Raw genomic sequence first — 19,018 nt, 5'->3', positions numbered from 1 at the left:
TTTGAGGGGTTTGTCGCTTTCCTTTTATTTTTCTTTTTTGGGGCCCTCCCCCCAACCCCCCCCCCCCCCCGGCCCACCCAAAGCGGCAGCTCTGAACGCCACCCGCGAGGGGGTCCCACCCGTTCGACCAACGACCCGTCAGGGCTGCCCGGCGAACACGCGTTCGAGTACCTCGGACAGTTCGTCCTCCGAAAACGGCTTGGTGATGTACGCCTTCGCGCCCTGGCGCATCCCCCACATGCGGTCGGTGTCCTGGTCCTTGGTGGTCACCAGGATCACCGGGATGTGGCGGGTGGTTTCGTCGCGGGCCAGCGTGCGGGTGGCCTGGAAGCCGTTGAGGTTGGGCATCACCACGTCCATCAGCACCAGGTCAGGCAGTTCGGCACGCGCGGTTTCCACGCCGGCCGCCCCATCGGTGGCGGTCAGGATCTGGTGGCCCAGCTTCTCGACGATGCGCTGTATCCCCAACAGCTGCGATGGTGAATCGTCGACGATCAGGATGCGTGCCATGTTGCTCCCCAGGTGATGCCGCAGTGTAGTGCGCCGCTTGCCTCGCGGAGAAGCCGACAACGTGCCGTCCGTCGCCCGCCTGCGACGTTCAGTCGATCCGTACCACGGTACGCCCGCGCGAGCCGCCCGAAAGCATGCTTTCAAACACCGGCGGCAGCTCGGCAAGCCCGATTTCCCGCGTGCAGATCGCTTCCAGGTGCGTCGGCTTCCAGTCGCTGCCGAGGCGTTCCCAGACCTGCTCGCGCAGCGCCCGCGGGGCGCTGGCCGAAGACACCCCCAGCAGCGACACGCCGCGCAGGATGAACGGCATCACCGTCATCTCCAACGAAGGCTCGGCCGCCAATCCGGCGCTGACCACGCTGCCGTAGCCGACGGTCTGTGCCAGCAGGCTGGCCAGCATCGGGCCGCCTGCATTGTCCAGCCCACCGCCGAAGCGCGCCGACTGCAGCGGCGCGGTGTCGGCCAGCGCGTCACGCGGCAGCACCTCGCTGGCACCGATGGAGCGCAGCCAGTCGGCCTGCTCCGGCTTGCCGCTCACCGCATGCACGGCATAGCCGGCGCGGCTGAAGATATCCACGGCCAGGCTGCCGACGCCGCCGCTGGCACCGGTCACCGCCAGCGGCCCATGCCCGGGCGTCAGGCGGTTGTCCTGCATGCGCAGCAGGGCCAGCGCAGCGGTGAAGCCGGCGGTGCCCAGCACCATCGCCTCGCGCGGGGTCAGCCCGGGCGGTTGGGCGATCACCGCACTCGATTCCAGCCGGACGTACTGGCTGTAGCCACCGTCACGGGTTTCGCTCAGGCCGCAGCCGGTCGCCAACACCGCATCGCCTTCGCGCCAGGCCGGGTCGGTCGAAGCCACCACCACGCCCGCCACGTCGATCCCGCCGACCAGCGGAAACCGCCGCAGGATGCGGCCGCGGCCGGTCCCGGCCAGGGCATCCTTGTAGTTGACCGACGACCACTGCGCGCGGATCAGCACCTGCCCGGCGGAAAGATCGTCTGCCTGCATGGATTCCAGGCCGCTGCGGTGGCCGTGGTCGTCGTTGTGGATGCGGAAGGCGCTGAAGGTGGCCGGAAGGGACATTGGAACGCTCGCTGACGGGGAAATATCACCTTACCCCCTTCCAATCCTCCTGGTCCGCCCCATCTTGTAGAATCAGGGAAACCGGTACAAGGCTGGTGTCACGGGAAGGGCCCGTGGCGCGGCCCAATTCAGATGGAGCGTGCATGGCCTGGAATACACCCGGCGGCAACAGGGACGGACAACGTCCCGAAGACAACCGGCGGGGGCCTTCCAAGCCCCGCGGCGGCGGATTTGGTGGTGGCTGGGGTGGGTTCCCGGGGCCGTTGAAAGACATGTTCGATGGCGGCATCGTCCGCTGGATCGTCATTGCGGCGGTCCTGCTGCTGCTGTTCTCCAGCTTCCAGCTGATCGGCGAACAGCAGCGTGGCGTGGTGCTGCGCTTCGGCCAGTTCTCGCGCATCCTGCAGCCAGGCCCCAGCTTCAAGCTGCCCTGGCCGATCGAGTCGGTGACCAAGGTCAACGCCACGGAGATCAAGACCTTCTCGGTCTCGGTGCCGGTGCTGACCCGCGACGAGAACATCGTCAACGTCTCGCTCAACGTGCAGTACCGCATCGACGACCCGCGCCTGTTCCTGTTCGGCACCTTCGATGCCAACCAGGTGCTGGAGCAGTCGGCGCAGAGCGCGGTGCGCGAAGAAGTCGGTCGTGCCGACCTGAACTCGGTGCTCAACAACCGTGGCCCGCTGGCGACCGCCGCCGAAACCCGCCTGCAGACCCTGCTGGGCGCGTATCGCACCGGTGTCACCGTGACCGGCCTGACCCTGCCTGACGCGCGTCCGCCGGAAGAAGTGAAGCCGGCCTTCGACGAGGTCAACGGCGCGCAGCAGGTCAAGGAACGGCTGATCAACGAAGCGCAGGCCTACGCGGCCAAGGTGGTTCCGGAAGCGCGCGGCCAGTCCGCCCGCACCCGTACCACCGCCGAAGGCTACAAGGCCGCCGTGGTTTCGCGTGCGGAGGGTGACGCCCAGCGCTTCACGCTGCTGCAGCAGCAGTACAAGAACGCGCCGGACGTGACCCGCAAGCGCCTGTGGCTGGAAACGGTCGAGCAAGTGCTGGCCGAGAACCGCAAGGTGATCGGTGGCGACAGCCGCCAGGTGTTGTACGTGCCGTTCCCGGGTGAAACGCGCCCGACCGGTGCCGCGCAGCTGCCGTTGTCCAACCCGGATGTCGTGCTGCCTGCCGTGACCGGCAGTGCAAGCCCCACCCCGCGTGATGCAGGCCGGCCGACAGGCCGACCGACGGGACGACCGAGCGGCCGTGAGGAGGGCAGCCAATGAGGAGTTCACTGTGGATCGGCCTGGTGGTCGTGATCCTGTTCGGCCTGTTGGGGTCGGTGTTCGTGGTCCGCGAGGACCAGACCGGCATGGTGCTGAACCTGGGCCGCGTGGTCCGGGCCGACATCAAGCCGGGCCTGCACTTCAAGGTGCCGCTGGTGGAAACGGTGCGCGTGTTCGATCGCCGCTTCCAGGTGCTGGATACCGCGCCGGCGCGTTACTTCACCGCCGAACAGAAGGACGTCAGCGTCGACTTCTTCGCCATCGGTTACATCTCCAACGTGGGCGATTATTTCCGCGCCACCGGTGGCGATCCGCGCGTGGCCAACGCCCGCCTGGCACCGATCATCACCGATTCGCTGCGCAACCAGATCAACTCGCGTTCGCTGACCGAGCTGGTGTCCGGTGACCGCAGCGAACTGATCGCCGACCAGCTGACCGGCATCAACGAAGCCGTGCAGGGCCTGGGCATGCAGATCATCGACCTGCGCATCAAGCAGATCGACCTGCCGACCGACAGCCAGGTGATCAACGACGTGTACGAGCGCATGCGCGCCCAGCGCAAGCAGGAAGCGGCCAAGCTGCGGGCGGAGGGCGAGGAACAGTCGCTCACCATCCGCGCCCAGGCCGACCGCGAGGCGACCGTGCTGGTGGCCGAAGCCGAGCGCGATGCCCAGCGCATGCGCGGTGAAGGTGATGCCGAAGCGACGCGGATCTACGGCCAGGCCGGTTCAGCCGACCCGTCGTTCTTTGCGTTCACCCGCAGCCTGGAGGCCTACCGGAACTCGTTGACCGATGGCAACGGCGTGATCGTGCTGGACAAGAATGATCCGTTCCTGCAGTACCTGAAGAGCGACCGCTGAGTCGCCGTCGTTTCGCCACGGGGCCCGGCATGTCCGGGCCCCGTGCTTTTTGTGGAGCCGCTGGATGAAAGACCTGTTTGCCGCGCTGTGCCTGGTGGCGGTGCTGGAAGGCCTGCTGTTGTTTGCCGCGCCACTGGCATGGAAGCGCATGGCCGAGCGCTTGATGGACCTGCCAGGCCCCGCGCTGCGCAGTTTCGGCGGGCTGGTGCTGCTGGCGGGCTTGAGCCTGTTGTGGTGGGTCCGGCACTGAGGGTGTCATCCATCGCGCGTCGTCGCATACGGCTCTTGGCACGCTGAAACCTCTGTTACTAACGTCAAGCCTCGACCAACAGGAGGTGCGGCGATGCCGATCGGAGCAGGTGACGCGTGCGCGCGTCAGGGCGGGAACGAGGCCGCGAGGGCCGCATGCAGGCAGCCCGTGTCTGCCCGATTGCGAGCGCCGCCGCGGCCCCCATCCGGGGTGCGTTACGTTGGCAACAGACCGTGGGACCGTCGGTCCACGTTGACCGTGATGACCGCGCTGCTGCTTGCGGGGCAGGCTGCGGCGACGACCGCCACGCGGGTCCAGAACGTCCCGCGTGGCGCGCTCCCGCCGCCGGCAATGCCACGCCACGGTTTCCACCCGGGCCTGTTCACGTCGCTCACCGAGCCCCTGGCCGAGTTGGCCAACCAAGAGGCGCTTGCGGTGGCCGAAGAGAGCGGCGGCGGTGGCAGCTCGCTGCTCTGGCAGGGCATCGCGGCGTGGTTCGCCGATCCGTGCACGGACCTGGACCAGTACGCCAATGGTTTCTGGAAGCTGGGCCACCCGCCTGCGCGCGAACAGCCCAGCCATTTCGGCGAACTCAAGCAAGCCGTGGTGCAGTCGATCCTCGTCGATGCCCCGCAGGCGTCGGCTGCGGGACGAGGCGCCGAGGCGGTGCTGGCGACAATCTGGGCCAGTGCGCAATCTCCTTCGGCGAGGCAGTGGAGCGCCTTCCAACCCCAGCTGGCTGCGATCAGGGGCCTGTCCAGCCGCGATGAGGTGGAGCGCCACCTCTGCCAGGCGATGTCGCGCGGCCAGGCCTCGCTGCTCGGTGTGCAACGCTATTTCCGCAACGGTGTGCTGGTGGTGGCGCCAGGGCGGGGGGAGGACACCGGGTTGCATGCGCTGCCAACGACGCACCCGCGGGTGGTGGCCCATCGGGCGCAGATTGGCGCGCTGCTGTCGCTGACAGGCATGCCGGCTGCAGAAACGGAGTCGGCTGCGCGGACCATCATGGAGATGGAGCGGATCATCGCGGCGGCCCCGGCGCAGCTGCAGTCCTGCACGCGGGAACAGGCCGAACGGGCCGCGCCTGGCTTCCCTTGGGCCACCTTGTGGCAGGCGCTGGGGCTGGATCCGATGACGGCGCTGTTCACCGACCTGGCACGTTGCCGTCAAGTGGGTCAGTTGCTGATGGACCGCCCTGTCGAAGACTGGAAAGTGTTCCTGCGCTATCGCGAAGCGGCGATATTGAAACACGCGTTGGACAGCGGAATGCAGCCGCCCGACATCCTGCGGATGCTGGACCAGCGGCCGGGCGGACGCCTGCTGTTGAGCAGTTGGTACGCAGCGCGTGCGGCGCCTGAGCAACTCGTGGCCGCCACCCGCATGTTCGACGCGCTCAAGCAGGTGTTCCGCGATGACGTGGCGGCCTCTGCCCTGCCTGCTGAGGACCGGGTCCTCCTGGACCAGACGCTGGCCGCGACGCGGCTGGTGTTGGAGCAAGCCGGTAGCGGCCGGGACTGGACTGCCTTCCCCGCTGGCGGGAACCTGGTCGCCAACCTGCAGTCACTGGCCGCCTTCGCACTGTGCGATGACCTGGACATCATCGAGGGACGCGGGAAGGGCGAAGACACTGCGCTCCCGGCCCATCACCTTTCGATCGGCACCAACATCATCGACGGGCTGGTTCGCGTGTCGCCCGCGATGCTTGCCAGCCTGGCCGGGCAGGCACCGCAGCGTGAGGCGCGGTGGGCGACGCTGGGCATGATGATCGGCCACGAGCTCGGCCATGTACTCAGCGACGCCATCGGGCTGAGTGACCCGGGCCAGTCGATGATGGCGCAGGATGATGCGGCCATCCGCCAGCGCATCGGTGACCTGTGGATAGGCACCTCGCACCTCGATGCAACCCGCGTGCTGGATGAAGCCGGGGCCGACCTGCGCGGGCTCAGCGCGGCGTTGAGGGCCGGGGAAGCCGAGGCGGCGGCGGCCGGGCGGTCATTCGACCGCAAGCGGTTCTTCGTCGCGGCAGCCGGCCTGCATGCGGCCAATCCGACCGCCCGGCAACTGCGGGCGCAGATCGAACAGGAGGGGCATCCGCCGGGACCGTTCCGTGCCGAACTGGGCCGGTCGTTGAAAGGATTCGATGCCGCCTTCGGTTGCGAACCCCGGCCCAACGCGCCCTTCGATCGCATCCTCCCCACCGCTGCTGGCGGTTGGGTGGGCCCGGTGGGCCCCAACACCGGCTGACCCGCGTCCGGGGCAGGGTGGCACCTGCCCCTCGAAACCCGGATAATGCACAAAAGCCGGACGGGCCTCCCGTTCGGCTTTTTCCGTGTCCGGGCCCTCCATCGCCGGCGCCTCCCCGTTGGAGCCGCCACCCCGCGCTGGCCAGCCTCGCCACGGTTTACCCGTCCGCGGCCCCGATGGCCGCACACAATTCGAGGAGCCCGTCATGGGTCAGTCTGTCGTAGTGCTTGGTGCCCAGTGGGGCGATGAAGGCAAGGGCAAGATCGTCGATCTGCTCACCGAGGAAATCGGTGCCGTGGTACGTTTCCAGGGCGGCCATAATGCCGGCCACACGCTGGTCATCAATGGCAAGAAGACCGTCCTGCACCTGATTCCGTCGGGCATCCTGCGCGCCGATGCGCTGTGCCTGATCGGCAACGGCGTGGTGATCTCGCCGGCCGCGCTGCAGAAGGAAATCGCCGAGCTGGAAACCTCCGGCGTGGAAGTGCGTTCGCGCCTGAAGATATCCCCGGCCGCGCCGCTGATCATGCCGTACCACATCGCCCTGGACCAGGCGCGCGAACGCGCTGCCGGTGGCAAGGCGATCGGCACCACCGGCCGTGGCATCGGTCCGGCGTACGAAGACAAGGTGGCGCGTCGCGGCATCCGCATCGCCGACCTGCATTACCCGGCGCAGCTGGAAGAACTGCTGCGCACCGCGCTGGATTACCACAACTTCGTGCTGACCAAGTACCTGGGCACCGACGCGGTCGATTTCCAGCAGACCTTCGACGAAGCGCTGGCCTTCGGCGAATACGTGCAGCCGATGAAGTCCGACGTGGCCGGCATCCTGCACGACCTGCGCAAGCAGGGTAAGCGGGTGTTGTTCGAAGGGGCGCAGGGCGCGCTGCTGGACATCGACCACGGCACCTACCCGTACGTCACCAGTTCCAATACCACCGTCGGTGGTGCGCTGGCCGGTGCCGGCGTGGGCGCCGATTCCATCGATTACGTGCTGGGTATCGCCAAGGCCTACGCCACGCGCGTGGGCGGTGGCCCGTTCCCGACCGAACTGGACGATGAGATCGGCCAGGGCATCCGTGACCGTGGCGCCGAGTACGGTGCATCCACCGGTCGGCCGCGTCGCTGCGGCTGGATGGACATCGTGGCGCTGAAGCGCGCGGTGGCGATCAACGGCATCAGCGGCCTGTGCATCACCAAGCTGGACGTGCTGGATGGCATGGAAAAGCTGAAGATCTGCATCGCCTACGAATACCGTGGCAAGCGCACCGAATACGCACCGCTGGATGGCCAGGGCTGGGAAGAGTGCACCCCCGTGTACCTGGAATTCCCGGGCTGGACCGAGAACACCCACGGCATCACCAACTGGGACGATCTGCCGCCGGCCGCGCGGGCCTACCTGCGTTCGCTGGAAGAGCTGGCCGGTTGCCCGATCAGCATCGTGTCGACCGGTCCGGACCGTGACCACACCATGGTCCTGCAGGACCCGTTCGCCTGATCCCAGACGACGGGACAACCCGGTAGCGCCGAGCCATGCTCGGCGACCAGGAGGTAGCGCCGAGCCATGCTCGGCGGGCTCCACCAGAGGGCGTGACGACCATCGGTCGCCACGCCCTCTGCCGTTTTACGCCGACACTGCACATCGCCCTCGCTGGCCCTACACGGTGCATTTACCGCGGCCGCTCCACCCTCGGCGCATCACCCCCCAGGAATCACCGATGAGCGCCCACACCCTGCAGGACCTGGCCAGGAAGATGGCCGATATCGATTTCGTCATGCTGCAGACCACCACCGAGGGCGGCGAGCACGCGGCGCGGCCGATGAGCAACAACGGTGACGTGGACTACGACGGTGACAGCTGGTTCTTCACGTTCGAGAACACCCGCATGGTGGCCGACATCCGCCGCGATCCGAAGGTGGGACTCTCATTCACCGGTGCCAAGTCGCTGCTGGGCAAGCCGCCGATCTTCGTCGCGGTGCAGGGGCATTGCCATCTGCATACGGACAAGGCGAGCTTTGCCGAGCATTGGGTGAAAGACCTTGAGCGCTGGTTCGAGCGGGGCATCGATACACCCGGACTGGTGCTGCTGCACGTGCGTGCCTCGCGCATCGCCTGGTGGGATGGCGAGGACAATGGCGAGTTGACGGTGTGACGCGAGAGTAGGGTTCCCGCCGAGCATGGCTCGGCGCTACCAGAAACCCGCCCACCCGGTAGCGCCGACCCATGGTCGGCGAGCGCAGCGGCAGCGCACGCATCACCCCCCGGTAGCGCCGACCCATGGTCGGCGAGCGCAGCGGCAGGCACGCAGCACGCTCCGGTAGCGCCGACCCATGGTCGGCGAGCGCAGCGGCGCCCTTGGGATCAACGACCCGTCAGCAACGGATACGGATTGATCGATTTCCCCTTCCACCACTGCTTCTCCGGTCCCAGCACATGTACTTCAAAGTGCAGGTGCGGTGCCTGCGGATTGGCGTTGCCGGTACTCCCCACGTAGCCGATCACCTCGCCCCGCTTGATCTGCTTCTTCTCTACCAGCCCGTCGGCGTAACGCTGCAGGTGTGCGTAGTAGTAGCAGTGCACGCCATCGGGGTCGAACTGGTACATCGTCAGTCCGCCCTTGTCACTGTCGAACAGTTTCTCGACATGGCCGTCCGCCACCGCCAGCACCGGCGTGCCTTCGGCCGCCATGATGTCGATGGCATCGTGTACCCGGCCTTCGCTGCGCGCATCGGTGAAGGTGTCCTGCAGCTGCGAAGGCGCGATGCCCTGCACCGGCAGCAGCAGTCCGCTGGACGCGGGCGCGGCGGCAGGCGTGGCGACCAGCGGTGCAGCCGGCAGGGCCGGCGCCGCAGCAGCCACCTGCAGCGATGAACGAGACGGTGCGGACACGGCTTCGGGCGTCACCGCAGGCGCCGGTGCCGGTTCGCCCGGCACGGCAATCACCGACGCCGGATCCACCGGCGCGATATCCACCGCCGCGCCACGCTGGCCGAACAGCCACCAACCGGCGCCGATACCCACCACCAACCCCACTGCGATCAACGGCATCACGCGCATCGGCTTACTCCTGCATCACCACGGTGATCGACGGGCCCACCGCATCGGCCACGCGCAGCGCATCCCAGTTGGTCATGCGCACGCAGCCATGCGATTCGGTCTTGCCGACGTGGCCCGGCTCCGGCGTGCCGTGCAGGCCGTAGTGCGGCTTGGAAAGGTCGATCCACACCACGCCCACCGGATTGTTCGGGCCCGGCGGCAGGGTCTGCTTGCTGTCACCCTTCTTCGCGTCCCAGAACAGCTTGGGGTTGTAATGGAAGGTCGGGTCACGCGCAACGCCGAGGATCTTCCACTCGCCGATCGGCAACGGATCGTGCTGGCTGCCGGAGGAGACCGGTACCTGCGCCAGCACCTTGCCCTGGTCATCCAGCAACTGCAGGGTGGAATCGGACTTGTCGATGAGGACCTTGGCCGCCTTCGGCAAGGCCCCGCCGCCGATGTTCGGCACCTGGATCGACGTGCCGGCCTTGCCGAGATCCACGCCCGGGTTAAGCGCCTTGAGCAGGTCCGGGGAGGCGTGGAAGCGCTCGCCGAGCGCTTCGGCCACCGAGCCGAAGCCAAGCGCTTCCAGCTGTGCCTGTGCGGCGGGTCCCTTCGGCGTGGGCTGGAATGGACCGGCCACATCTTCGGCGGTGAGCGTATAGCGCACCAGCATGTTGGTGCTGTCGGCCTGCAGCGCCTGCCAGGTCTCCTCGTCCAGCTCGCCGGTCACCTTGAGTCCGCGTGCGGCCTGGAAGCCGCTCACGGCACGGCGCTGGTTCGAGCCCACCTCGCCGTCGATCTGGCCGGGCGAGAAGTTCGCGCGGTCCAGCAATACCTGCGCATGCAGCGGCGAGCGCGGCTCGATGTTCACCGGCTGCGCACCAGCAGTCTGGGCGGGGGCGGCAGGTGCCGGTGCCTGGGCCATCGCCAGGGGCGTGGCCGCAAGGCCGAGGCAGGCGATCAGCAGGGAAGAAAGGGGCGGGCGCTTGCGCAGCATCGGGAACTCCTTGTTCGAATGCCTCCACCATGCCCATGGGACGTGCGCAGCCACCGTGAAAAGGCTGACGCGCGGCTGAGCGCTCGGCGTGGACGGGGGGCGAGCAAGCTGGACACTACCGCTGCGGCGCGTCTTGGCCGATGCTGGGCGGCAGACAAGGGGATGCCATGGACAGCAGTGACAACGCAGCACCTGCCGGCGCGCTGCCGGCGACTCGACCCAGGGCGTTCGACTGGTCGCTGATACCGGTTCCGGAAGGCAACGAAGATTCCATCGTACTGCGGGCCTCGCGCCGCATGCAGCGCGAGCCGGCGCTGTTGTTCACCACGGCCTACCTGCTGGTTTCGGCACTCGGCCTGTGGTGCAGCTACTGGTTCTACCGCGGCTTCGGGCTGTCGATCCTGGATTACCTGCAGGCCAGCGATTTCCTGGTGGCGGGGGTGCGCGACCCGGTGTACATCGGCCTGCTGGGACTGGGCGTGCTGCTGGTGCTGGTGGTGACCTGGCCGGAGACGGTGCGGCTGCGCAATCCGGATACCGTGGCGCGCCTGATCGGGCGCAACCGCCTGTGGCGGCTCCTGCTGGGGCGCTCGGTCTTCACCAGCTGGGAGACGACCCGGATGCGCCCGCTCACCGCGATGACCGTGGCCGTGACCCTGTTCATGGCGGTGGCGGCGGCCGGTTACGTGGGCCAGCGCGGCGCCGATATCCGCGATCGGCGCGCCGGGGATGCGGTGACCGTGCACTTGATTGGCGATGCCACGGCGTTACCCGGGCAGGCGCGGCTGCTGGGTACCAGCAGCGCGTTCGTGTTCCTGTGGTGGCCGGCGCAGCGACGGGCGGAGGCGGTTCCGATCGCCGCCGTACGCCGTGTGCAGGCGGCCGGCATACAGCGCCGTGCGGCGCCGACGCCGCCGGCCCGAACCGCCCGCTGACATTCCACCCCCAGCCGGGTCAGCTGTCCTTGGCATCCTTGCGGCCACTGCCGCTTTTCTTGCCACCGCCATCCTGCTTGTTGACGGTGGCCCACGCGATCCGTTCGGCATCAGTGGCCGAGCGGCCCTTGTCCTTCTCGCTCTCTTCGATGTGCGCTGCCTTGCGCTTCTGCTTGTCCGTGTAGGCGGATTTATCACCTTGGGTCATGAGGTTTCTCCTCTCAGGGGATCAAGCCAGCAGGCGCAGTTTCGGTTCGCGTGCCCACTGGCGGGTTGCGGCGGCCGCAATGAAACCCTTGGCATCGGACGCCTGCACGATGCCCGGATCACTGCCGACGCCGGCGGCTTTGAGCAGCGCCTTGGCACCCTCGTCGTGGCCGATGGCCTTCAGGTGCGCCCACGCGTTGCTGACGAAATCAATGGCGGCGGACTCCTTGGACAGCGCCTTGCCGGCCTCCGCACTCAGCACCACCGCGACCGCATCGAAGACCACCGACGGCGTACCGGCAAGCTGGCCATCGGCGGCCTGGCGCTTGCCGTCGCTCAGCACGCCGCCGCCCAGCCTGGGCGCCACCAGCTTCACCTCGGCGCCCGCCTTCTGCGCCGCGTTGCGCAATGCGGCGATGGTGCCGGCATCGGATCCTTCATCGAACAGGATGCCGATGCATCGGCCCTGCAGGGTGTCCTTGCCTCGCCCGATGGTGCGCACCTCCGGGGCATTGGGCAGGTCCTGCGCGGGGACCGCGGCCGGGGCAGGGGCCGGCAGTGCGTCCATGCCCAGGCCATCGGCCACGCGCTGGGCCAGGCTGTCATCGATATTGCGCAGCTGGCTGACAGTGCGCTCGCGCACCGCCGCGGTTTCCACCTTGGACAGTTCGAACACCAGCGCGGACGCCAGGTGCGCCTGCTCCGGCTTCTCCAGGCTGCGGAAGAACATCCGCGCCTGGCTGAAGTGGTCGGAGAAACTTTCGGCGCGGGTGCGGCCCTTGCGCCCGTCATCGGCGGTGGCATGGCTGCGGAAACCGGCCGGCGTCTCGCGCGGCGTGTCCGCTTCCAGCGAACTGGGGTCATAGGCCACCCGGCCCTTGGGCACCTGCATCTGCATGTGTCCATCGCGCTGATGGTTGGCGAACGGGCACTTCGGTGCATTGACCGGAATCTGGTGGAAATTCGGCCCGCCCAGGCGGATCAGCTGGGTGTCCAGATAGGAGAACAAGCGCCCCTGCAGCAGCGGATCGTTGCTGAAATCAATGCCGGGCGGCACGTTGGCCGGGCAGTACGCCACCTGCTCGGTTTCGGCGAAGAAGTTGTCCGGCCAGCGATCCAGCACCATCCTGCCGATCACCTGCAGCGGCACCAGCGATTCGGGGACGATCTTGGTCGGGTCCAGGTGGTCGAACGGGAACTGCTCGGCCTCTTCTTCGGTGAACAGCTGCACGGCCAGTTCCCATTCGGGGAAGTCGCCACGCTGGATCGCTTCGAAGAGGTCGCGGCGCTGGAAATCATTGTCGGCACCCTGCAGTTTCAGGGCTTCGTCCCAGACGGTCGACTGCAGCCCCAGCTTGGGCCGCCAGTGGAATTTGACGAACGTGGAGTTTCCGGCGTCGTCGAGCAGGCGGAAGCTGTGGATGCCGAAGCCTTCGATCATCCGCAGCGACCGCGGAATGGTGCGATCGCTCATCGCCCACATGATCATGTGCATGGATTCAGGCATCAGGGACACGAAGTCCCAGAACGTGTCATGGGCGCTCGCGGCCTGCGGGAAAGCACGGTCCGGCTCCATCTTCACTGCGTGGATCAGGTCGGGGAACTTCAGTGCGTCCTGGATGAAGAATACCGGGATGTTGTTGCCCACCAGGTCCCAGTTGCCTTCAGGGGTATAGAGCTTGACCGCGAATCCGCGCACGTCGCGCGGCGTGTCGACCGAGCCCGCGCCGCCGGCCACGGTGGAAAACCGGGTGAACACCGGCGTCCTGACGCCGACTTCGGTCAGCACCTTGGCGCGGGTGAACTTGCCCAGCGAACGGGTCAGCTCGAAGTAGCCATGCGCGGCGCTGCCGCGCGCATGCACGATGCGTTCCGGGATCCGTTCGTGGTCGAAGTGGGTGATCTTCTCGCGCAGCAGGAAGTCTTCCAGCAGGCTGGGGCCACGCGGCCCTGCTCGCAGCGAGTTCTGGTTGTCGGAAACCGGAATGCCCTGGTTGCTGGTGAGGACCGGGTGGGAGCCGCCCGCCAGCTGGTGCAGTTCATCGCCGTGGCCGCGTTCTTCGCGCGCCTCGCTGCTGGATGTAGCGGACGTGGGCTGGGCGGGTGCGCGCTTGCCGGAGGGCTTGCTGGCGGCCATCGAGGATCTCCTGGGGGTTCGGCGGGGTGCTCCCATTGACTGTGGGGCCACAGGTGTTAACCCGGGGTCCCGGGCAGGTGAGTGCGCAGGGAAAACGGCGGTCGGCTATGCTGTGTCCATGCGTGTTGAACCTGCCGACATCGAAGCCCTGTTCGACGCCATTCCGGACGTGCTGTTCTTCATGAAGGACTGCGAGGGGCGTTACACCCACATCAACCAGACCATGCTGCGCCGGCTCGGGTTGAAATCGCGCAAGGAGGTGATCGGCCGCACCGCAGCGGAGATCTACCCGACCGGCTTGAGCGCGGACTATGCCGACCAGGATGCACGGGTGATCGGCGGGGCGGTGATCGAAAACCTGATGGAACTGCACCTGTTCGCCAATCGCGAGCCAGGCTGGTGCCTGACCTGCAAGCGTCCGCTCGTCGTGGAAGGGGAGATCAAGGGACTGATCGGTATTTCCCGCGACCTCGGCCAGAAACACAGCCTGGGCGCGCAGTACGAACACCTGCGACTGGCGCTGGCGCACCTCAATGCGCATTACGCCGAGAACGTGCGCATGCAGACCCTGCTGGACATCACCGGGTTCTCGCTGTCCAAGCTGGAGCGCAGCTTCCGCAAGGTGTTCCAGATGACCCCGCAGCAGGTGCTTACCCGGTTGCGGATCCAGATGGCCATGCATCTGCTGCATGGCAACGACAGCATCGCCAGCATCGGCCAGGCGTGCGGTTTCAGCGACCAGAGCGCGTTCACCCGCAAATTCAAGGCGGAGGCGGGGGTTTCTCCCCGCGCCTACCGGGCCCGCATCACCGAACTGGCCGGCGGCTGAGCCGGCAGGCCCCCCGGCCTATCCCACCGGCGCGCTGGACAAGGTAATGTGACGGCCTTGTTGCCGCACACAGTGTCCTTCGATGCCCGCCAACCCGACGCCTGCCGCTCCTGCTTCGACCACCCGCCTTGGGCATGCGCTCAAGCCCCGCCAGCTGATCATGATGGGGCTGGGCAGTGCCATCGGCGCCGGCCTGTTCCTCGGCTCCGGGGTCGGCGTGCAGCTGGCCGGCCCGGCCGTGCTGCTGTCCTACCTGGTGGCCGGTGCGCTGGTGATCATCGTGATGAACGCGCTGGGCGAAATGGCCGCCAACAAGCCCACCAGCGGCGCCTTTTCGGTGTATGCCGCCGACGCCCTGGGGCCGACCGCCGGTGCCACCGTCGGGTGGCTGTGGTGGGTGCAGCTGGTGATCGTGATCGCCGCCGAAGCGGTGGGCGCGGCCGGCCTGCTGGCTACGGTATGGACCGGGTTGTCGGTGCCGATGGCGGCATTGGCCTTCATGCTGTTCTTCACCGCGATCAACCTGCTCGGAGTGAAGAATTTCGGCGAGTTCGAGTTCTGGTTCGCGATCCTCAAGGTCGCCGCGATCCTCGGCTTCATCGCCATCGGTGCGGCGCTTCTGCTGGGCTGGTTGCCGGATGCGACGTCGCCGGGCCTGTCCAATTTCACCGGCAACGGCGGCTTTGCCCCGACCGGGCTGGCCGGCATCGGCGCGGCATTGCTGGTGGTGATTTTCGCTTTCGGCGGCACCGAGATCGTGGCGGTCGCCGCAGCCGAAACCGAGGATCCCGAGCGCAGCATCGCGCGCGCGATCCGCACCGTGGCATGGCGCATCCTGGTGTTCTACATCGGTTCGCTGAGCGTCATCATCGCGGTGGTGCCGTGGACCAGCGAGGCGCTGAAGTCACCGTTCGCCGCCGTGCTGGAAGCGGCCAATATCCCCGGCGCCGGGACGGCGATCACGCTGGTCGCGGTGATCGCGCTGCTGTCCGCGCTCAACGCAAATCTGTATGGCGCCTCGCGGATGATCTTCTCGCTGGCACAGCGTCGCGAAGCGCCTGCCGTGCTGGGCTGGGCGGACCGTCGACAGGTGCCGGTGCTGGCAGTGCTGGCCAGCGTCCTGTTCGGCTTCGCGGCCACCGTGATGGAACTGCTGTTCCCGGACAAGGTGCTGCCGGTGCTGCTGAACATCGTCGGCTCCACCTGCCTGCTGGTGTGGACGTTGTCGCTGCTGTCGCAGCTCGTGCTGCGTCGGCGGGCGGACCGCGCCGGTGTGTCGCTGCCGTTCCGGATGGCTGCTTTTCCCTGGTTGACGGCCTTGGCGCTGGGCATCCTGGCGCTGATCTTCGCGCTGCTGCTGTACGGCGAACAGACCCGCCTGCAGTTCCTGTCGATGGTGGTGCTGACCCTGTTCATCGCCGGCTGCAGCGCCACCGCGCGGCGTCTGCGCAACAGCGCGGCCTGACGCACAAGGCCCGCTTGCACGGGCCTTGTGGTTGACCTTCGGGTGCTCCGGGAGGTCGATCAGGCGTCGACTTCGTCATCCTTGTACGCATCGACCGGGATGCAGGCACACATCACGTTCTTGTCGCCGTACACGTTGTCCACGCGGGCCACCGGCGGCCAGTACTTGGACTGCTTCAGGCTGGCCAGCGGGAAGGCCGCCAGTTCGCGTGGATAAGCATGGGTCCACTCGCTTGCGGTCACTGCGGTGGCCGTGTGCGGTGCGTTCTTCAGCGGGTTGTCCTCGCGCTCCAGGCGCCCGTCTTCGATCGCGGCGATCTCTTCGCGGATCTGGATCATCGCGTCGATGAAGCGATCCAGTTCGTGCTGGGATTCGCTTTCGGTCGGCTCCACCATCAACGTCCCGGCGACCGGGAAACTCAGCGTCGGCGCATGGAAGCCGAAGTCGATCAGCCGCTTTGCGATGTCTTCGGCACCGATGCCGCTGGTCTTTTCCAGCGGGCGCACGTCCAGGATGCACTCATGTGCCACCAGCCCGTTGCGGCCGGTGTACAGGGTCTTGAAGTGCGGGGCCAGGCGGGTGGCGATGTAGTTGGCGTTGAGCAGGGCGACCTGGGTCGCCTTGCGCAGGCCTTCGCTGCCCATCAGCGTGATGTACATCCAGCTGATCGGCAGGATCGACGCGCTGCCGAAGGACGCCGCCGAGACCATGCCGACATCCCCTTCGCCACCGAGCACGCGCGGCAGGAACGGGGCCAGGTGCGACTTCACCGCGCAGGGACCGACGCCGGGACCACCGCCGCCATGCGGGATGCAGAAGGTCTTGTGCAGGTTCAGGTGCGATACGTCCGAGCCCCACTTGCCCGGCTTGGCCACGCCGACCAGTGCGTTCATGTTGGCGCCATCGGTGTACACCTGGCCGCCGTGCTGGTGGATGATCTCGCAGATCTCCACGATCTCTTCCTCGAACACGCCGTGCGTGGACGGGTAGGTGACCATCAGCGCGGCAAGGCGGTCGCTGTACTTCTCCGCATTGCGGCGGATGTCGTCGACATCGACGTTGCCGTTGGCATCGGTCTTGGTGACCACGACCTTCATGCCGCACATCTGCGCCGACGCCGGATTGGTGCCGTGCGCCGAATCCGGGATCAGGCAGATGTCACGGTGGTCATCGCCGCGCGAACGGTGATACGCGCGGATCGCCAGCAGCCCGGCGTACTCACCCTGCGCGCCGGAATTGGGCTGCAGGCTCACCGCATCGTAGCCGGTACATTCCACCAGCATGGCTTCCAGGCCTTCGATCAGCGCCTTGTAGCCAACGGCCTGGTCGGCCGGCACCAGCGGATGGATGTTGCCGAACTCCGGCCAGGTCACCGGGATCATCTCGGCGGTGGCGTTGAGCTTCATGGTGCACGAACCCAGCGGGATCATCGTGCGGTCCATCGCCAGGTCCTTGTCGGCCAGCGAACGCAGGTAGCGCAGCAGTTCGTGCTCGCTATGGTGGGTGTTGAACACCGGGTGGGTCAGGAACGCGCTGCGGCGGACCAGGTCGGCCGGGAGGGCGTCGGCGGTGCTGCCGTCCAGCGCATCCACGTCGGCCTTCGCGCCGAACACCGCGGCCAGTGCGACCACGTCCTCGCGGGTGGCGGTCTCGTCCAGGCTGATGCTGACCGAGCTGCTGTCGATGGCGCGCAGGTTGTAGCCGGCCGCGCGTGCGGCTTCGTGGACGGCGGCGGCATCGATGCCGGTCACGTGCAGCGTATCGAAGAAGTCGCTGCCGACGGCCACGCCGTTGCTGCGCAGGGCAGCGGCCAGGATCGCGGCCAGGCGGTGGGTGCGGCGCGCGATGCGGGTCAGCCCGTCCGGGCCGTGGTACACCGCGTACATCGAGGCCATCACCGCCAGCAGCACCTGGGCGGTACAGATGTTGGAGGTGGCCTTCTCGCGGCGGATGTGCTGCTCGCGGGTCTGCAGGGTGAGGCGGTAGGCGGGGTTGCCCTGCGCATCGATGGAGACGCCGATCAGGCGGCCCGGCATCGAACGCTTGTAGGCATCGCGGCAGGCCATGAAGGCGGCATGCGGGCCACCGAAGCCGAACGGGACGCCGAAGCGCTGGCTGTTGCCGACCACGATGTCCGCGCCCCATTCGCCGGGGGCGGCCAGCAGGGTCAATGCCAGCAGATCGGTCGCCACCGCGACGAGGCCGCCGCGGGCATGCACGGCATCGACCAGCGCCTTGTGGTCGGCCACCTGGCCGAAGGTGTCCGGGTACTGCAGCAGCAGGCCGAAGGCTTCCGCTTCCAGCGCTTCGGCCGGGGCGCCCACGCGCAGCACGATGCCCAGCGGTTCGGCGCGGGTGCGCAGCAGTTCCAGCGTCTGCGGATGGACCGCGTCATGCACGAAGAACGTGTCCGACTTCGACTTGGCCGAACGCTTGGCCAGGGTCATCGCTTCGGCCGCCGCAGTGGCTTCGTCCAGCAGCGAGGCGTTGGCGATTTCCATGCCGGTCAGGTCCGCGCACAGCGTCTGGAAGTTGATCAGCGCTTCCATGCGGCCCTGCGAAATCTCGGCCTGGTACGGCGTGTAGGCGGTGTACCACGCCGGGTTTTCGAGGATGTTGCGCAGGATGACGTTCGGCGTGTGGGTGCCGTAGTAGCCCTGGCCGATGAAGCTGCGCAGCACGGTGTTCTGGTCGGCGATGGCGCGGATCTTGGCCAGTGCCTGCACTTCGGTGATCGATTCGGGCAGCGCCAGCGGCGCAGGCGACTTGATCCGGGCCGGCACGATGGCGTCGGTCAGCGCATCCAGCGAGGCATGGCCGACCACGCTCAGCATCTGCGCGATCTCCGCATCGTTGGGGCCGATGTGGCGCTCGACGAACGCGTTGTGGTGTTCAAGCTCGCGCAACGAAGGGGTGTTCTGGGACATGGCGAAGGATCCGTCGGGAAAGGGCACGCACGTGGGCAGGCTGCCGATCAGCAGCCTGCAGGGCGCCCCTCTGTCCTTTTGCCTGAGAGTTTGGAAGCCCGCATGTGCGCGGCTTCGTGCCCCTTCGGCGCCGGATCGAACCGGTCTCTCCAGAGTTTTGATGCGGGTGGTCACGGGCCTGAGCGATTACGGGCGTTTGCGCCTTCGGCAGCGGTGTCCTGCTTCTCCCACCTTGTTGCCCGCCGATTATAGCGGG

The 19,018-nt window shown here is 67.3% G+C and carries 15 protein-coding genes, 1 pseudogene and 1 riboswitch; of the genes and pseudogenes, 9 read left to right on the top strand and 7 right to left on the bottom strand.

The window, feature by feature from the left end:
* Positions 1-138: 138 nt before the first annotated feature.
* Together pilH and ABE522_RS13840 are read right to left on the bottom strand one after the other, a co-directional pair.
* Positions 139-510, bottom strand: a complete 372-nt coding sequence (gene pilH, locus ABE522_RS13845) for a twitching motility response regulator PilH (protein WP_101099900.1) — start codon at positions 508-510, stop codon at positions 139-141.
* Between the two features lie 88 nt (positions 511-598).
* On the bottom strand, positions 599-1,594 hold the full coding sequence (locus ABE522_RS13840; protein ID WP_346592182.1) for a YhdH/YhfP family quinone oxidoreductase: 996 nt from the start codon (positions 1,592-1,594) through the stop codon (positions 599-601).
* Between the two features lie 143 nt (positions 1,595-1,737).
* Between ABE522_RS13840 and hflK the strand changes: the two genes are divergently transcribed.
* The 6 genes from hflK to ABE522_RS13810 all read left to right on the top strand — a co-directional run bounded on the left by hflK (position 1,738) and on the right by ABE522_RS13810 (position 8,378).
* Entirely contained in the window at positions 1,738-2,871 is a 1,134-nt protein-coding gene (gene hflK / locus ABE522_RS13835) for an FtsH protease activity modulator HflK (protein WP_346592181.1), read from the top strand.
* Positions 2,868-3,731, top strand: coding sequence for a protease modulator HflC (gene hflC / locus ABE522_RS13830; protein ID WP_042613511.1), 864 nt, complete (start codon positions 2,868-2,870; stop codon positions 3,729-3,731). The genes hflK and hflC overlap by 4 nt, the downstream gene beginning before the upstream one ends.
* 64 nt (positions 3,732-3,795) lie before the next feature.
* Positions 3,796-3,981 (top strand): DUF2065 domain-containing protein, encoded by a 186-nt coding sequence (locus ABE522_RS13825; protein WP_346592180.1) that lies wholly within the window; start codon positions 3,796-3,798, stop codon positions 3,979-3,981.
* Positions 3,982-4,242: 261 nt separating this feature from the next.
* On the top strand, positions 4,243-6,225 hold the full coding sequence (locus ABE522_RS13820) for a M13-type metalloendopeptidase (RefSeq protein ID WP_346592179.1): 1,983 nt from the start codon (positions 4,243-4,245) through the stop codon (positions 6,223-6,225).
* 205 nt (positions 6,226-6,430) lie between these two features.
* Positions 6,431-7,723 (top strand): adenylosuccinate synthase, encoded by a 1,293-nt coding sequence (locus ABE522_RS13815; protein ID WP_042613514.1) that lies wholly within the window; start codon positions 6,431-6,433, stop codon positions 7,721-7,723.
* A 220-nt stretch (positions 7,724-7,943) separates the two neighbouring features.
* Positions 7,944-8,378 carry a pyridoxamine 5'-phosphate oxidase family protein gene (locus ABE522_RS13810; protein WP_346592178.1) on the top strand — a complete coding sequence of 145 codons (435 nt, stop codon included), beginning with the start codon at positions 7,944-7,946 and terminating at the stop codon, positions 8,376-8,378.
* A gap of 209 nt (positions 8,379-8,587) precedes the next feature.
* On the opposite strand, the gene ABE522_RS13805 is transcribed toward ABE522_RS13810, so the two are convergent.
* Together ABE522_RS13805 and ABE522_RS13800 are read right to left on the bottom strand one after the other, a co-directional pair.
* Entirely contained in the window at positions 8,588-9,283 is a 696-nt protein-coding gene (locus ABE522_RS13805; RefSeq protein WP_346592177.1) for a M23 family metallopeptidase, read from the bottom strand.
* Between the two features lie 4 nt (positions 9,284-9,287).
* A complete protein-coding gene (locus ABE522_RS13800) occupies positions 9,288-10,190 on the bottom strand; it encodes a L,D-transpeptidase family protein (RefSeq protein WP_406846361.1) in 903 nt (300 codons plus the stop codon).
* 239 nt (positions 10,191-10,429) lie between these two features.
* On the opposite strand from ABE522_RS13800, the gene ABE522_RS13795 reads away from it, so the two are divergent.
* A complete protein-coding gene (locus tag ABE522_RS13795; protein WP_346592175.1) occupies positions 10,430-11,197 on the top strand; it encodes a hypothetical protein in 768 nt (255 codons plus the stop codon).
* Positions 11,198-11,225: 28 nt separating this feature from the next.
* Here the strand turns inward: ABE522_RS13795 and ABE522_RS13790 are convergent.
* A pseudogene (locus ABE522_RS13790) lies at positions 11,226-11,405 on the bottom strand (hypothetical protein); the annotation flags it as partial.
* Positions 11,406-11,426: 21 nt separating this feature from the next.
* Positions 11,427-13,541 carry a catalase gene (locus ABE522_RS13785; RefSeq protein ID WP_346592174.1) on the bottom strand — a complete coding sequence of 705 codons (2,115 nt, stop codon included), beginning with the start codon at positions 13,539-13,541 and terminating at the stop codon, positions 11,427-11,429.
* A gap of 118 nt (positions 13,542-13,659) precedes the next feature.
* Here ABE522_RS13785 and ABE522_RS13780 point away from each other — a divergent pair, with 118 nt between their 5' ends.
* Positions 13,660-14,370, top strand: coding sequence for an AraC family transcriptional regulator (locus tag ABE522_RS13780; protein ID WP_042613521.1), 711 nt, complete (start codon positions 13,660-13,662; stop codon positions 14,368-14,370).
* Between the two features lie 82 nt (positions 14,371-14,452).
* Positions 14,453-15,835 (top strand): amino acid permease, encoded by a 1,383-nt coding sequence (locus ABE522_RS13775; RefSeq protein ID WP_346592173.1) that lies wholly within the window; start codon positions 14,453-14,455, stop codon positions 15,833-15,835.
* Positions 15,836-15,894: 59 nt separating this feature from the next.
* On the opposite strand, the gene gcvP is transcribed toward ABE522_RS13775, so the two are convergent.
* Complete coding sequence (gene gcvP, locus ABE522_RS13770) at positions 15,895-18,762, bottom strand: aminomethyl-transferring glycine dehydrogenase (RefSeq protein ID WP_346592172.1); 2,868 nt, start codon at positions 18,760-18,762, stop codon at positions 15,895-15,897.
* 60 nt (positions 18,763-18,822) lie between these two features.
* Positions 18,823-18,925, bottom strand: a riboswitch (glycine riboswitch).
* Positions 18,926-19,018: the final 93 nt, after the last annotated feature.

Source organism: Stenotrophomonas lacuserhaii (assembly GCF_039674585.1).
Lineage (GTDB): Bacteria > Pseudomonadota > Gammaproteobacteria > Xanthomonadales > Xanthomonadaceae > Stenotrophomonas > Stenotrophomonas pennii_A.
This window is presented reverse-complemented; position numbering and strand designations above follow the sequence as displayed.